Raw genomic sequence first — 14,787 nt, 5'->3', positions numbered from 1 at the left:
GGTGTCTGGGAGGGCTAAATGCTTCGGTTCAACAAGAACACGATCTTACTTGCATCCACAGCCGTTGCGGCAATCATGGTTGCTGAAACTGCAACAGCAGGTGGGTTCGCGCTTCGCGAACAAAGTTCCTACTATCAGGGAATGTCATTCGCCGGTAATGCGACTTCCGGCCCGTCGATCTCATCTATGTTCTGGAATCCGGCCGCGATTACCGGTGCAAAAGATGGCTTGACTGTTGAAGCGCATAATTCGCTAATTGTGCCAAATTCTGATGTTTCTGGTACTTTCACGCCAGGAACGATGGCTACGATTAATGGCTACTCTTCAAGCACGGTACCAGGCGGCGACATAGGACTCGATGCTTGGATACCGGCGAGCTATGCGGCTTACCGGCTGAACGATCAGCTTGTTTTCGGTATTGGAATCAATGCTCCATACGGTTTGAGCACCAAGCCGAAGTCCAGCAATTGGGCGGGGCAGTTGTACTCTAGGTCTTCCGAGGTGTTCTCCGTTAACGTAAACCCTACGATCGCGTATCAAGTAAACGATATGATTAGTTTCGGTCTGGGGCTGCAAGTCCAGTATATCCATGTCAGGCTTAAGGGTGGATATGTATTTTCGACGACGGGGCAATCTTCAGAGGTCAAGGGCGACGATATCGGGTTTGGTGTAACCGCAGGCCTAACCTTTAAACCGTTCCAAGGGACAGAAATAGGACTTGGGTTTCGTTCAACGGTATCACACGATCTGGAAGGTAGTTTTGCTAACCCAAGCGGTCGTGTCTTTGTAGCTGGAACTGGCCTTGTTAACTTCGGGGCGAGTAAGGTTGATGTAACCGGCTCGGTCAATATGCCTGAGACCGTAACCCTCTCGGCTAAGCAAGACATAACTGACGATCTTCGAGTGTTAGGTACGGTTGAATGGGCAAATTGGAGCAGGATTGGTACGATCCACCTCTCCTCAGATCAGACGACGACTAACCCAACTGATGTACCGGACCTCGAGTTTAATTATGAGGACGGTTGGTTTTTCGCCTTGGGTGCGGAATATGACTGGAGCGATCATCTGACCTTGCGAGCGGGTGCAGCTTATGAGCTGTCTCCAATTGACACCGATATCCGCTCTACCCGTTTGCCGGACAATGACAGGATCTGGCTGTCAGCTGGATTTAGCTATCAGCCTATGGAAAACCTGTCTCTGGATCTCGGGTATTCCTATATTTTCATTCAGGATACAGATATCAAGATTGTGGACGGCCATCAGGATTACCGATCAGCAATCGGAACCTTTGTCGGCGAGGCGGATGCGAATGTGAACATCCTGTCCGCCTCAATGCGCTACACATTCTGATCTGATTTTCAGAGTTGGAATTGGACGGCCCGCTTTTGCGGGCCGTTTTTCTTTGGGGATCGGAAATGCCTTAAAATGCCGCCGGGTAGAGGCCACCGTCGAGGAGAATGTTCTGGCCAGTGATGTAGCCTGCGTGGGCCGAACACAAGAAGGCGCAGGTTTGGCCGAATTCTTCCGGTGTGCCGAAGCGGCCAGCCGGAATTTCCTTTGCGGCGTCAGTCCGTACGGTTTCGAGGCTCTGTCCGGAAAGGGAGGCTGTGCGCTCAAATCCAGCTTTCAAACGGTCTGTGTCGAACTTGCCGGGAAGAATGTTATTTATGGTCACGCCGTGAGGAGCCACCTGACGGCAGACGCCAGCCATAAATGCTGTGAGCCCGGCTCGAGCGCCGCTGGAAAGATCCAGCCCTTCGATTGGCATGCGAACAGACATGGATGTGATGTTCACTATCCGGCCGAACCCGCGTTCTGTCATTCCGGGCAAGACAGCTTTGGTCAATTCGATTGGGGTGACCATGTTTTGCACCACGCCATCCAAAATGGCGGGTCGGTCCAACTCCGAGTAATCCCTGCGGGGCGGTCCACCATTGTTGTTGACCAGGATATCCGGTGATGGGCATGCATCGAGCAGGGCCTGCTGACCTTCCGGGCTTGAGACATCTGCCGCGACGAAATTGACGTCTACGCCGTGTTTTTCTGAAAGAGCGCCAGCAAGTTCGGCCAGCACCGCAGCGTCTCGCCCGTTCAAGGTAACTGTGCATCCTGCTTCCGCCAGCGCGTCTGCGCACCCCTTGCCAAGCCCCCGACTAGATGCGCAGACGAGCGCCTTCTTCCCCTTCAAGCCCAAATCCATAGCGCGAACACTCTCTTTTGTTTATGTCAATTCTTACATTACGACGGTGCATGGCATCTCCAACAAGTTTTGCAAAACTATTTATGGGTGGGCCCAAATCCTCTGGCTGTCACACTGGTGCAATCTGAATCGGGTCTATAGCGCGGTATTCTAAGACTGGAGCTAGGCACATGTCCGATTCCGCGCAACACAGACGATACAGGGCCCTGTTTCTTTCCGATATCCATCTGGGAACCCGTGGCTGTCAGGCTGATCTTTTGCTTGATTTTCTCAAGTTGAATGATGCGGAAACTGTCTATCTGGTGGGAGACATTGTTGACGGGTGGCGCTTGAAACGTTCCTGGTACTGGCCGCAAGAGCACAATGATGTGGTCCAGAAAATTCTCCGCAAGGGTCGAAAAGGCAGTCGGATTGTCTATGCGCCGGGCAATCATGACGAGTTCCTGCGGGACTTTCTTGGAACTCACTTTGGCGGGATCGAGGTTGTTGATACGATTGTCCATGAGGCAGCTGACGGTCGGCGCTACCTTGTGATCCATGGCGACCAGTTTGATGTTGTCATCCGGCACGCCAAGTGGTTGGCGTTTTTTGGCGACAAGGCCTACGGATTGGCGCTTAACGTCAATACTGTTCTTAATCTGGTTCGCCGGAAGCTGGGGCTGACTTACTGGTCCTTGTCGGCTTGGGCTAAGCTCAAGGTCAAAAATGCGGTCAGTTTTATCGGCCGGTTTGAAGAGGCCCTTTCAGATGAAGCTCGCAGACGTGGTGTTGATGGTGTTATTTGCGGGCATATTCACCACGCCGCGGACCGCGACATTGACGGCGTTCATTACATCAACACTGGCGACTGGGTGGAAAGCTGTACTGCGGTCGCAGAGCATCATGATGGCACATTTGAGGTGATCAGATGGGTGCGCCCCGAACAACAAGTGGACCCGGTTCCGGCCAATCAATCTCAGGTCGCCGCATGACATCCATCCTGCTTGTGACCGATGCATGGCGGCCACAGATCAACGGTGTTGTGCGATCACTGGAGCGTATGGCAGAGGAGTTGCAGGCCCTCGGTGTCCGTGTTGAGATTTTGTCTCCGCAGTTGTTCAAACGCTGCCGTGTCCCACTTACCCGGAAATTCGCCTGTCTCTGGCCGCGACTGGCAAAGTTCGAAAGCTGATCCGCGAGTATGATTGCGACCATCTCCACATAGCAACGGAAGGACCTTTGGGGCTTTTGGCCGCAAAAGTTGCCCGAAAGGATGGGATAGCTTTTACCACCAGCTATCACACCCGCTTTCCCGAGTATTTATCTGCGCGCCTGCCTGTCCCGCTTTCCTGGTCCTATAGCTGGCTGCGACGGTTTCATAATTCAGGCAATGGCTGCATGGTTGCGACCCAGTCGTTGGAAGATGATTTGACAGCGCGTGGGTTCCAGAACCTCATGCGTTGGTCGCGGGGTGTGGATGAAAACTTGTTTCATCCCTATGAAGGGTCAGTTCTGGATCCGAACTTAGAAGGTCCCATTTTTATGAATGTGGGCCGCGTTGCTGTTGAGAAGAACATTCGCGCGTTTTTGGAATTGGAGCTTCCGGGCACCAAGGTGGTGGTTGGTGACGGGCCGCAATTGGAGAGTTTAAAACGCGAATTTCCGGAAGTGTATTTTACTGGCCCGAAGGTCGGAGATGATCTGGCGCGTCATTACGCATCGGCGGATGTCTTTGTCTTTCCATCTCTCACCGACACCTTTGGCAACGTCCTTTTGGAAGCTATGGCTTGCGGCGTTCCTGTCGCTGCTTTTCCTGTAATGGGGCCGCTTGACGTGATTGGGGACAGTGGAGCTGGGATTCTGTCTGACAATCTGCAGGAAGCTGCGATTGCAGCCCTTGAGATCCCTCGGGATCATTGCCGAAAAGTCGCTCTTCGGTACACGTGGGAGGCAAGTGCCCGGCAGTTCCTTGACAATGCGGTTCGCGCGCAAGAACTCTTTTTGAGTGAAAGTAAGGCATCGGTAGCCTGAGCCGGAATTTCGGTTTTCGGTCCTTTTCATAGCTGAAATAATTAACTAGCTTTAGGCCCCTTCCTTTCGGCTGCCTTTGCTCAGCTCGCTCTTGTTTATGGAAATCTCACTGTGACCGACACCTCGTCCTCTCCGATTGCTGCTCCTTGTCTGGATGATCTGAAAGCGGCGCGAGAGCGGATTAAGGGCAAGGCTGTTTTAACCCCTTTGCTCAGGTTTCCGGTTCTCGATGAGGTCACCGGCGGAACAATACTTGTGAAGCCCGAAAATTTGCAACGCACGGGCTCGTTCAAATTTCGCGGTGCCTTTAACGCCTTATCGCAAGTACAAAGCGCAGATCGGCCCAAAGGTGTGGTTGCTTGTTCTTCGGGGAACCATGCGCAAGGAATTGCCGAAAGCGCCAGATTGCTTGGGATGCCAGCGATAATCGTCATGCCGGAGGATGCGCCAATCATCAAGCTGGAGCGCACGCAGGCATTGGGTGCGAAAGTGGTGACTTACGACCGTGTTCATGAAGACCGGGATGCAATCGCGCATAAGATCCAACAGGAAACCGGTGCGATCTTCGTTCACCCCTATAACAATCCGCATGTGATTGCTGGACAAGGCACAATTGGTCTCGAGTTGGCTGAGCAAGCAGCTGCGCTCCGCCTGAAACCCGACGTCGTTCTTGCGTGTACGGGAGGTGGCGGTTTGTCCGCCGGGGTGGCGCTCGGTATTAGCGAAGGCTTGCCTCGTGCCGAATTTCGAACAGTTGAGCCCGTTGGATTCGACGACTTCAAGCGGTCGTTGGAAACAGGGCGCATTCAGGCCAATGAAAAGGTTGCGGGGTCGCTTTGCGATGCAATCTTGACCAAATGCCCGGGGGATATTCCTTTCTCAGTTCTGAAGGAAAGAGCAGGTGACGGGCTTGCTATTTCAGATGATGAAGCGCTCGCGGCTGTCGCCTTCGCGTTTCGCGAACTCAAGCTTGTTGTTGAACCCGGAGGTGCGGCGGCGCTTGCAGCTGTTTTGGCTAGAAAAATTGATTGTGCCAACCGTATTGTCAGTTTGGTCCTTACGGGAGGAAATATCGATGCAACAGTTCTCAATCGAGCTCTGGACGCGCGTTGAGCGCGAAGCAGAATATACTCTATCTGAAGCGGGTTTGAGAATTTCGAAATAACTACACAGTAAGGGAATATGCTTATTTCCTGTATTATGCAATACTTTTTGAATTTCCGGAAATATTTTTCTCTATTTTAAGAATAACTTAAAGTAATTATATGTTTTATATTTAATAATTTTTCGTGTTAAGTTATTTTTATTCAGGTTTTTAACTATTGATAAAATTGTAGCAACTATCAAGTCTTCGTCATTTGAATTTTAAAGCTTAGATTTTGCGAGGAATGATGGAGCAAAGCAGCATTGAGGGGCGCTGCCGTTTTTTTAAAATAGCTGATGCAGATGCCCAGACTGCACGGGAGAGCTGGCCACTTATTGAAAAGCACTTGCCGGGAATTCTTGGCCGGTTTTATGCGCATTTGAAAACCGAGCCACATTTGAAAGATCTGGTTGGGGATCAGCAAGCACGATTGGTCGCGGCACAGACGACGCATTGGCGGTCATTGTTCCTCAATGGCATCAATACTGCGTATTTTGAAGCGGCTCGCAATATTGGGAAGGCGCATATACGGGTAGGGCTGGACCCCACATGGTATATTGGTGGCTACAGTTTCATAATGAGCGAACTGAGCGACATAATCACGAAACATCATCGCTTTTCGGCGAGAAAGGCTGCTCGAACACTCGAAGTGGTCACGAAATACGCCATGCTGGACATGGATATTGCGATCTCAACGTATCACGAAGACTCTGTGGCGGCGGTCGAAGCAAAGGAAGAACAGCTGAAAACTACCATCGCTGAATTCGATGTGGTAATGGGTGGGGCGATCTCGGATTTGGAGGATGCCTCCAGCCGCCTGGAGGCGACGTCCACTGACCTGAATACGGCTTCTGGCGACATGTCGCAAAGAATGTCCCAAATGGATGCGTCGTCTGATAGCACGGCAACCGGTGTCCAGTCTTGTGCAGCTGCGACCGAAGAAATGGCGATGTCGATCGAGGAAATCGGACGACAAGCGAGCCAGTCGAGTTCAATTGCCCAGCAGGCGGCTGACAGTCCGGAGGCTGCAAATGGCTCTATTCAAGAGCTGGCTCAAATTGCGGATCAGGTTGGATCTGTTATTGGCCTCATCTCCGATATTGCCGAGCAAACCAATCTGTTGGCGCTGAATGCCACAATTGAAGCGGCAAGGGCCGGCGAAATGGGGCGTGGGTTTGCTGTTGTTGCAGCCGAAGTCAAAGAGCTTGCCAGCCAGACAACCAAGGCGACTGAGGAAATCACCGAAAAGATCGCCGGCATTCAGTCTGCAACCAAGCAGTCGGTCAATGACATTTCAGGTATCACCTCTACAATTGGAAAGGTGGCCGTGATCGCAACAAGCATTGCCTCCGCCGTCGAAGAACAATCTGCCGCCACGGCTCAGATTTCCAGCAATGTTCAACAGGTCGCAAATGGAGCTCAGGGTTTCTCCGATGCGATTGGCGCATCACGTGTTGTGCTGGAGCGGACAGAAGTCAGTGCGTCGCAGATCCATGGCATGGCGTTTGACCTAAAGACACAAGCTTCGCGGATCGGGGATGAAAGCCGCGCCTTCTTTGCCCGGGTTTCTGACTAGCGTCAGGACCCTGGGGATTTTGTTTGCTGTGCGGGTGAAGGCGAGACGAAATTTATTCACGCGGTCAAACTAACCGAGATGTTACCGTAATCGCAGTTTGCAAGCCGGATACGTGGAGCACGTATCCGGCTTATTGTGTGTTGAATGTCTGCATTTTAGTGCATCTAATTGAAATTATTATAAAAATATGAGGGAATTACAGCTTCGGTGACCCCTTAGGTTCTACGTAGAGACATACGTAGCCCGCGCGAATATCAAATTTGACACCATCCCTTAACTTAGCGGTAACCACGGCAATTAGTGTGTGTGAGTTGTGCTCTAAGGGAGATGTCACAATGACTAAGATTAATAAGGCGGATGCTGGCGCTCAGAACGCTGATGCAGCTGCAAAGGCTGATGTAAAAGCCGATAAGTTTGATAAGACCTTGAAAGGCACTGCTGGTGCCGACCTTCAAAAAGGCACCGCAGGCAATGACAAGATCGTTGGCAAGGGCGGTGACGATAAGCAAGCTGGTGGCAATGGTCACGACCTGAACAATGGCGGCGGCAACAACGGCGGCGGTTGGAACAACGGTGGTTGGAATAACGGCGGCTGGAACAATGGCGGCGGCAACAACGGCGGCGGTTGGAACAACGGTGGTTGGAATAACGGCGGCTGGAACAATGGCGGCGGCAACAACGGCGGCGGTTGGAACAACGGTGGTTGGAATAACGGCGGCTGGAACAATGGCGGCGGCAACAACGGCGGCGGTTGGAACAACGGTGGTTGGAATAACGGCGGCTGGAACAATGGCGGCGGCAACAACGGCGGCGGTTGGAACAACGGTGGTTGGAATAACGGCGGCTGGAACAACGGTGGCGGAAACTGGGGCGGCGGCAAGCCGAAGCCAATGGATCCGATCAAGGTTGAAAACGGCCGTATCTGGGGTGATCCGCACTTTGTAGGCGCAGACGGCGGCAAGTACGACGTCCAGGGCCAAGCTGGCAAAACCTACAACTTGCTTTCTGATCGCGGTGTGCAGGTTAACGGTCGTTTCGACCAGTGGGGCGCGAACAACTCCGGTATGACTGTTGTTGGAGCAATGGGCATCACCGCTGGTGGTAATCAGATCACCTTCGACAAAACCGGTAAACTGTCCATAAATGGTCAGGTTCAAAACGGTAAGGGTGAGTTCCTGAACGGTGACGTGAAGTGGAACGGCAAAGACCTTACCGTCAAGGCTGGTGAATACACCATTCAGGCTTGGGCGAAGGGCGGTGGAAACAACCGTTACCTCGACATCAACTTCCGGAGCGAAAACGCTGTTGCAGACAACGTTAAGCCAAGCGGCCTCTGGGGCGTGACAGTTGATGGCGACGGCAAGGCTCGCAACGGCGATGTTGGACGCGGCATGCAAGGTGGCGGTGCCATCGAGAATGCCAAGGGCGAAATTGTAGCGCGTGGCGATAAGGAAACCGTCAAGGAATATGAAGTCGGAGGTCTGTTGGACACCAACTTCCGCGGATTTGACAACCAATTCCGCGCCGGCGGCTGGAACAATGGCGGCGGCAACAACGGCGGCGGTTGGAACAACGGTGGTTGGAATAACGGCGGCTGGAACAATGGCGGCGGCAACAACGGCGGCGGTTGGAATAACGGCGGCTGGAACAATGGCGGCTGGAACAATGGCGGCGGCAACAACGGCGGCGGTTGGAACAACGGTGGTTGGAATAACGGCGGCTGGAACAATGGCGGCGGCAACAACGGCGGCGGTTGGAACAACGGTGGTTGGAATAACGGCGGCTGGAACAATGGCGGCGGCAACAACGGCGGCGGTTGGAACAACGGTGGTTGGAATAACGGCGGCTGGAACAATGGCGGCGGCAACAACGGCGGCGGTTGGAACAACGGTGGTTGGAATAACGGCGGCTGGAACAATGGCGGCGGCAACAACGGCGGCGGTTGGAACAACGGTGGTTGGAATAACGGCGGCTGGAACAATGGCGGCGGCAACAACGGCGGCGGTTGGAACAACGGTGGTTGGAATAACGGCGGCTGGAACAATGGCGGCGGCAACAACGGCGGCGGTTGGAACAACGGTGGTTGGAATAACGGCGGCTGGAACAATGGCGGCGGCAACAACGGCGGCGGTTGGAACAACGGCGGTTGGAATAACGGCGGCTGGAACAATGGCGGTTGGAACAACGGTGGCTGGAACAATGGTGGCGGCAACAACGGCGGTGGATGGAACAACATCCCTTGGGCCAATGCTGGCAACACCAACACCAACTGGGCTGTTGTGAACAACAACGGCACCTGGCAAGCAGTGAACAATGCCGGTGGTAACAACGGCGGCAACAATGCAGGCTGGGGTGTTGTGAACAACAACGGCACTTGGCAGGCAGTGAATGGTGGTGGTCAGCAGGCTCAGCCTCAGATCTCTGCAGCTGACCAGGCCGTGATCGACTACGTCAAGGGCAAGGAAGGCAAGTGGCTGATCGGCCATGGCAAGTACAACCATGCCAATGGCGGCTACACCTTCAAGGAAGGCCCGTTGAAAGGCTACACAGCTGTTCACCAGGGCGGTGGCAAGTACCACATCAACAATGGTGATGGTCAAAAGGTTGCCGACTACAACAACGGTAAGGGCAAGGACAAAGTTGCCTCTCCGGTTGCTCTGGACCTGAATGGTGACGGCCGTATCTCCACAACGGGTGTTTCGACCGCTCAACAGCGTATCGATGGCCAGGTTGGTGAAACCATTGCCTTCGATATCGATGGCGACGGCACCAAGGAACAGGTCGAGTGGATCACGGGTGGTGACGGCCTTGTTGTCGACATGACCAAGATCGGCGCCAATGGCGAGATCGATGGCAATGCGCTGATGGGTGACCAAGGCGGTCGTTACACAGACGGCTACCAGAAGATGGCCACCTATGACCAGAACGGTGACGGTCAGCTGACCGGCGGCGAAATGGCCAACATGGGTGTTTGGGTTGATGCCAATGGTGACGGCGATGTTGACGCTGGCGAGCTCCGCTCTGCAGCTGAAGCAGGTGTCACTCAGCTCTCCACACAGCGCAACGACGTTGTGAATGAGCGCGGCGAGACCTTGATGCAGTCTTCTGCCAACAATGGTCAGATGCTCACAGAAGACGTCTGGTTCGCTCAGAAGTAATCAGACTGACAGCGGGAGAGATCTCTCCCGCGTCCAATCAAATAAGAAAAGCGGCCTCAATGGGCCGCTTTTTTTGTTTGATAAATCAGCTGTTTAGTTGAAGAGGGCCTGACGTTCAGATTCTGACAGCTTCTCCAGTGGATCAGCTTCGTCTGTGGAAGCTTCCACAGCTGTCTGCTCCCAATCGGCATCTGCTTCGTCTTCTGAAGCTGCTTCAACAGAGGCGTCTTCAGGCTCCGCTGCCATGAGCGCATCAACATCCACTTCTTCAGGCTCGATGGTCTCATCTGCTTCAGGAGCATCAGCAGCTTCTGCACCTTGAGTCTCTGCATCGAAAAGCTTGTCGATTTCACTTTCGTCGAGGATATCGTCTGAGGCAGCTTCGAACTCTGGTTCGGCTTCTGTTGGAGCCGGTGCACTCTCTTCCGCAACACTCTCTGACGGAGCGGTTTCGTCAGCCTCGGCTTCTGGAGCAGCTTCTGTATCTTCGGTTTCTGAAGGTGCACTTGCGAACATGTCATCGATATCGGATGCATCCATTGGTGCTTCCATATCGACTTCGCCAGTTTCAGTTTCTCCACCGGCGGCGTCTTCCAGAGCTGCGTCAAAAACGTCGCTGCTGACAGACATCAGCTCGTCGACATTGTCTTGTGAAACGCCTTCGCCTTCCATTTGCGGCCCATTGAGCAAATGCGCATCCGGGCGAACATCTTCAGGGGCTGCCACGTCTTCAACAGAAACCTCGGCAATGCCCCAAAGGCCGATCATGTAGTTGATGCGGCTTTCCAGATAGCTCAAAACCTGCACCACCTTGTTGGTGCGTTGGCCTGTCAAATCCTGGAAGGAACAAGCCATGAAGATCTCAGTGGCCTTTTCATCGATGACATCGCATAGCTCATCAGCTGCGCCTTGCTCGCGCATGGTCCAGGCTTGTTCCTGAATGGCTTCAGCAGCCTCCAGAATGGTTTGAGTTGCTGCTTCGGTATGTTTGACGATGGCATCCAGCTCAGAAGAGGCATTCACAAATCGGTTTGAATCCGATTCTTCAGCCTTGATACTGGCAATCTCGGATTTCGTCCGGACGATCGCCTCGGCCATGTCTGCGATATCAAGCTTGATCGTATCAACATTCGGGCCGGACGGACTTTGCCCGACCGTCTTCTCCAGCCGCTTGATTGCAGAGAGGATTTCTTGAGTCTCGGGCGTTTTGTTTCGCCGCAGATACTCGCCAAGGAAACGCCGTCCGCGGTCGGATTCCAGGAGAGTTTGGGCTAGGGTCTGGTATTCCGCTTCACCAATCGGTTCGGATTGATCCTCGGCAGCTTCGCTTTGCATATGTAACCGTTTCTCAGCTTGCGTAACCAAAAAGGATGCCGTACGGAGGCACTTGTCGACGTAGCGTAGCCCCACAAATCTTAACATCTCTTTAGGTCGAGACCCGGAAATACAATTTTATGGTGCTTAAAACCCGATATTTAAATGCCGGGGTAGGAGCTCTATTCGCCAGTCACTTTCTAGCGTTTGGCTTATACTTGCCATTTTTACCACTGGTATTAGAGCAACGAGGGTTAACATCCGAATTTGTCGGATTTATTCTCGGAATATCTTTGTTTGTGCGTATTCTGGCCAGTCCGGTGATGACAAATTTGTCTGACAGGACTGGAAGAAGGCGTTTTTCGATCTTTATTTACTCTGCGGTAGGTTCGCTTGTTCCAGTTCTGATGTATCTGGCACCGGGTGCAGGCACTGCAGCACTTTGCGTCATTATTCTGTCCGTTTTTTGGGCGCCCATTGTGCCGTTGTGCGATGCCTATGCTCTTGATGCCGTTAAAAAGGCAAAAGCTGATTATGGCAAGATGCGGCTTTGGGGGTCGCTTGCCTTCATAGGGGCCAATATCGGTGGCGGATATCTGGTCGTGTCTGGACCAAGCGATCCGGTATTGCTTTGGATCGCGGCAGCAACCCTTCTGACAGGAGTTGTCGCATTGCCACTGCCGGGTATGGCCAAGGGCGGCGAGGAAGCCAAAAGGCAACCGACCAAGGAAAAAGCGGATATTTTTCGCAAGCCATGGTTCTGGATGTTGATCGCGACGGCGGGTGTATTGCAAGGCACCCATGCAGCGTTTTACGGCTTCTCGACTCTGTATTGGACATCCGTTGGGTTGGACACCAGCGTTATTGGCATTTTGTGGTCGCTGGGCGTTGCGGCTGAAGTGGTGCTGTTCTTGGCTGCTGCCCGATTGGCTACGCGGATCAGCCCCTACAGTTTGTTGATCTTGGCCGCAGCTGCCGGGATCATTCGGTGGAGCCTTTTTCCCTTTGCACAAGATGTCCTGACAATCGCTGCGCTCCAGATTTTGCATGGCCTGACATTCGGTGCCGCGCATTTAGGGCTGATCGCGATTATGGGACGAATTGTTCCCTCTGACTGGGCGGGAACAGGGCAAGGGTTTTTGTCCACTTTTGCCGGAGTCATGACCGCCGCTGGTATGGCGCTTAGCGGTCCGCTTTATGCGCTTGCGCCAGCTTATGCCTTCTGGCTGATGGCGGCAGCCTCCGCCACCGCCTTTGCTGTGTTACTTGGATGTCGCAGCCTTTTTCAGCGCCGCATTGGGGATACGAACGCTGCCTAGCCCCAAAGTTCAGGCGTGGGCGGAAACAGCGTGCTGCCTTCAAACCGAAGCGCCGGATCCCGGTCTTCCTCTAAGAGCAGTGGACCATCAAGATCGACAAAGTCGGCACCCTGCGCAGCAACAATGGCGGGTGCCATTGCGAGCGACGTTCCGAGCATGCAACCGAGCATAACCTTGAAATCAAGGGCACGGGCATGCGTCACCATCTTGAGAGCCTCTGTGAGACCTCCGGCCTTATCCAGCTTGATGTTAACGGCATCATAGCGATCACGTAGCGTCTCCAGATCGGCGCTCGTGTGCAGACTTTCGTCAGCACAAATCGCGGCTGAACTGGTCAACCCTTTTAGCGCAGCATCGTTGCCTGCTGGCAGAGGCTGTTCGATCAGGGCAACATCAGCCTTTATGCAGGCCTCCAGATTGTCCCGGAAACACGTTTCGTCCCACGCTTCGTTGGCGTCGACGATCAAGGTCGCGTTTGGAGCCGCATCGCGAACGGCAAGTATTCGCTCCACATCACCCTGACCGGCCAGCTTTACTTTCAATAGCGGACGATGAGCTGCCTTTTCTGTTGCAGCTCCCATATCTTCCGGAGTGCCAACGCTGATCGTGAAGGCGGTCGTCAGAGACTGTAGAGGCTCCAATCCAGCCAATTCGGAGATGGAGCGACCTGAAGATTTGGCTTCCAGATCCCAAAGCGCGCAATCAATTGCATTGCGGGCCGCGCCAGCCGGGAAGCTCACCATGAGTTGGGTACGGTCAAGACCTTTCTGTAAGTCCGTTTCGATTTGCAGGATTTGCTCTCGAACGCTTTCAAGGCTTTCACCATAGCGAGTATACGGCACGCATTCCCCAATCCCCGACACTGGGCCATCGGTGATGCAGACTGTGAGCACTTCCGCGTGGGTGCGACGCCCACGGGAAATTGCAAATCCGCCCCCAGCGATCTTGAAGCGTTCGGTTTCAATGTCGATCTGGCAGGTCACGGTGCACCATATTCGGCAGAAATTTTGTCGACCATCACATCAATGCCGAACCGGACGGGATCGGTTGCTGGTAGTCCGAACTCCTCGCCGATTTTCGCCAGATAGGCCCAAGCCTCGTCTTCATCGAGCGCAGCAGTGTTCACCGCAATTCCGATGCATTGAATGTCAGGATTGGTGAGCTTGCCGCATTGAATGGTCATATCAATGACCTGTCGGATGGTTGGAAGGGGCGTTTCCACGCCCCGCATTTTCGTCCGCGTTGGTTCATGACAGACAATGAACGCGTCTGGCTGCGAACCGTGCAGAAGCCCCATGGAAACACCGGCAAATGAAGGGTGGAAGAGGGAGCCTTGTCCTTCAACAACCTGCCAATGGTTTTCTTCTGAATCTGGAGACAACCATTCTGCCGCGCCGGCAATAAAGTCTGCGACCACAGCATCCAGTGCGATGCCGCGTCCGGAAATAAAGACGCCGGTTTGGCCTGTGGCGCAAAAAGAGCTGGAGAAGCCGCGGTCGTTCATGGCTTTGTCCATTGCGAGCGCGGTGTACTTCTTGCCAACGGAGCAATCGGTTCCAACCGTAAGGATGCGTTTGCCGGTTCGCTTTGTGCCTTTGCCCGTTGCAAAGGTCTCACTGTTGTGGCGGACATCGTGCAAGGCTTTGCCGTTTCGCTCGGCTGCTTCTCGAATTGCGTCAATGCTAGCCAAACGGACATGCAGGCCGCTGGCAACATCAAGACCTGCATCCAGTGCTTCGACAATCGAAGTGATCCAGTGGTCTGGCAACCGGCCACCTGCGTTGACAGCTCCAATCACCATAGTCTTGGCGCCTTTGCTGGCTCCTTCCACGATTGAGACATCGGGCAGACCTGTGTCTGCCGCACACCCATCAAGGCGAACTTGGCCAAGGCACCAATCTTTGCGCCAATCCACGATGCCTATGGCTGTCTTGGCGGCAAGGGCATCGTGAACATCACCCAGAAACAAAAGATAGGGATGTGCTATTTCCATTACTCAAAATCCTTCAAGTGCCATCCGGTTGCGACTGGACGGTGTATGTCCCTGTCAGATATACGAGGGACTC

General features: G+C 53.6%; 10 protein-coding genes and 1 pseudogene. 7 read left to right on the top strand and 4 right to left on the bottom strand.

Annotation, left to right across the window (positions count from 1 at the left end; genetic code table 11):
- Positions 1-18 precede the first annotated feature (18 nt).
- Entirely contained in the window at positions 19-1,350 is a 1,332-nt protein-coding gene (locus TRICHSKD4_RS19570) for an OmpP1/FadL family transporter (RefSeq protein ID WP_009468669.1), read from the top strand.
- 70 nt (positions 1,351-1,420) lie between these two features.
- On the opposite strand, the gene TRICHSKD4_RS19565 is transcribed toward TRICHSKD4_RS19570, so the two are convergent.
- Positions 1,421-2,200 (bottom strand): SDR family oxidoreductase, encoded by a 780-nt coding sequence (locus tag TRICHSKD4_RS19565; protein WP_009468668.1) that lies wholly within the window; start codon positions 2,198-2,200, stop codon positions 1,421-1,423.
- A gap of 170 nt (positions 2,201-2,370) precedes the next feature.
- Here TRICHSKD4_RS19565 and TRICHSKD4_RS19560 point away from each other — a divergent pair, with 170 nt between their 5' ends.
- The 5 genes and pseudogenes from TRICHSKD4_RS19560 to TRICHSKD4_RS31295 all read left to right on the top strand — a co-directional run bounded on the left by TRICHSKD4_RS19560 (position 2,371) and on the right by TRICHSKD4_RS31295 (position 10,088).
- Entirely contained in the window at positions 2,371-3,171 is an 801-nt protein-coding gene (locus TRICHSKD4_RS19560) for a UDP-2,3-diacylglucosamine diphosphatase (RefSeq protein WP_009468667.1), read from the top strand.
- Positions 3,168-4,210, top strand: a pseudogene (locus tag TRICHSKD4_RS19555) (glycosyltransferase family 4 protein). Before TRICHSKD4_RS19560 ends, TRICHSKD4_RS19555 begins: the two are co-directional and overlap by 4 nt.
- Before the next feature lie 111 nt (positions 4,211-4,321).
- Positions 4,322-5,323: a threonine/serine dehydratase gene (locus TRICHSKD4_RS19550; protein WP_009468664.1), complete on the top strand. Its 1,002-nt coding sequence runs from the start codon at positions 4,322-4,324 to the stop codon at positions 5,321-5,323.
- Positions 5,324-5,598: 275 nt separating this feature from the next.
- A complete protein-coding gene (locus TRICHSKD4_RS19545; protein WP_009468663.1) occupies positions 5,599-6,930 on the top strand; it encodes a globin-coupled sensor protein in 1,332 nt (443 codons plus the stop codon).
- A gap of 335 nt (positions 6,931-7,265) precedes the next feature.
- Positions 7,266-10,088, top strand: coding sequence for a hypothetical protein (locus tag TRICHSKD4_RS31295; protein WP_009468662.1), 2,823 nt, complete (start codon positions 7,266-7,268; stop codon positions 10,086-10,088).
- 93 nt (positions 10,089-10,181) lie between these two features.
- On the opposite strand, the gene TRICHSKD4_RS19530 is transcribed toward TRICHSKD4_RS31295, so the two are convergent.
- Positions 10,182-11,423: a protein phosphatase CheZ gene (locus TRICHSKD4_RS19530; protein ID WP_009468661.1), complete on the bottom strand. Its 1,242-nt coding sequence runs from the start codon at positions 11,421-11,423 to the stop codon at positions 10,182-10,184.
- Between the two features lie 119 nt (positions 11,424-11,542).
- On the opposite strand from TRICHSKD4_RS19530, the gene TRICHSKD4_RS19525 reads away from it, so the two are divergent.
- Entirely contained in the window at positions 11,543-12,721 is a 1,179-nt protein-coding gene (locus TRICHSKD4_RS19525) for an MFS transporter (protein WP_009468660.1), read from the top strand.
- Here the strand turns inward: TRICHSKD4_RS19525 and dgcA are convergent.
- Both dgcA and dgcN read right to left on the bottom strand, forming a co-directional pair.
- Complete coding sequence (gene dgcA, locus TRICHSKD4_RS19520; protein WP_009468659.1) at positions 12,718-13,704, bottom strand: N-acetyl-D-Glu racemase DgcA; 987 nt, start codon at positions 13,702-13,704, stop codon at positions 12,718-12,720. The two genes, TRICHSKD4_RS19525 and dgcA, sit on opposite strands and share 4 nt — an antisense overlap.
- A complete protein-coding gene (gene dgcN, locus TRICHSKD4_RS19515) occupies positions 13,701-14,714 on the bottom strand; it encodes an N-acetyltransferase DgcN (RefSeq protein WP_009468658.1) in 1,014 nt (337 codons plus the stop codon). The genes dgcA and dgcN overlap by 4 nt, the downstream gene beginning before the upstream one ends.
- Positions 14,715-14,787 lie beyond the last annotated feature (73 nt).

This window comes from Roseibium sp. TrichSKD4 (assembly GCF_000148725.1).
Taxonomy (GTDB): Bacteria; Pseudomonadota; Alphaproteobacteria; order Rhizobiales; family Stappiaceae; genus Roseibium.
This window is presented reverse-complemented; position numbering and strand designations above follow the sequence as displayed.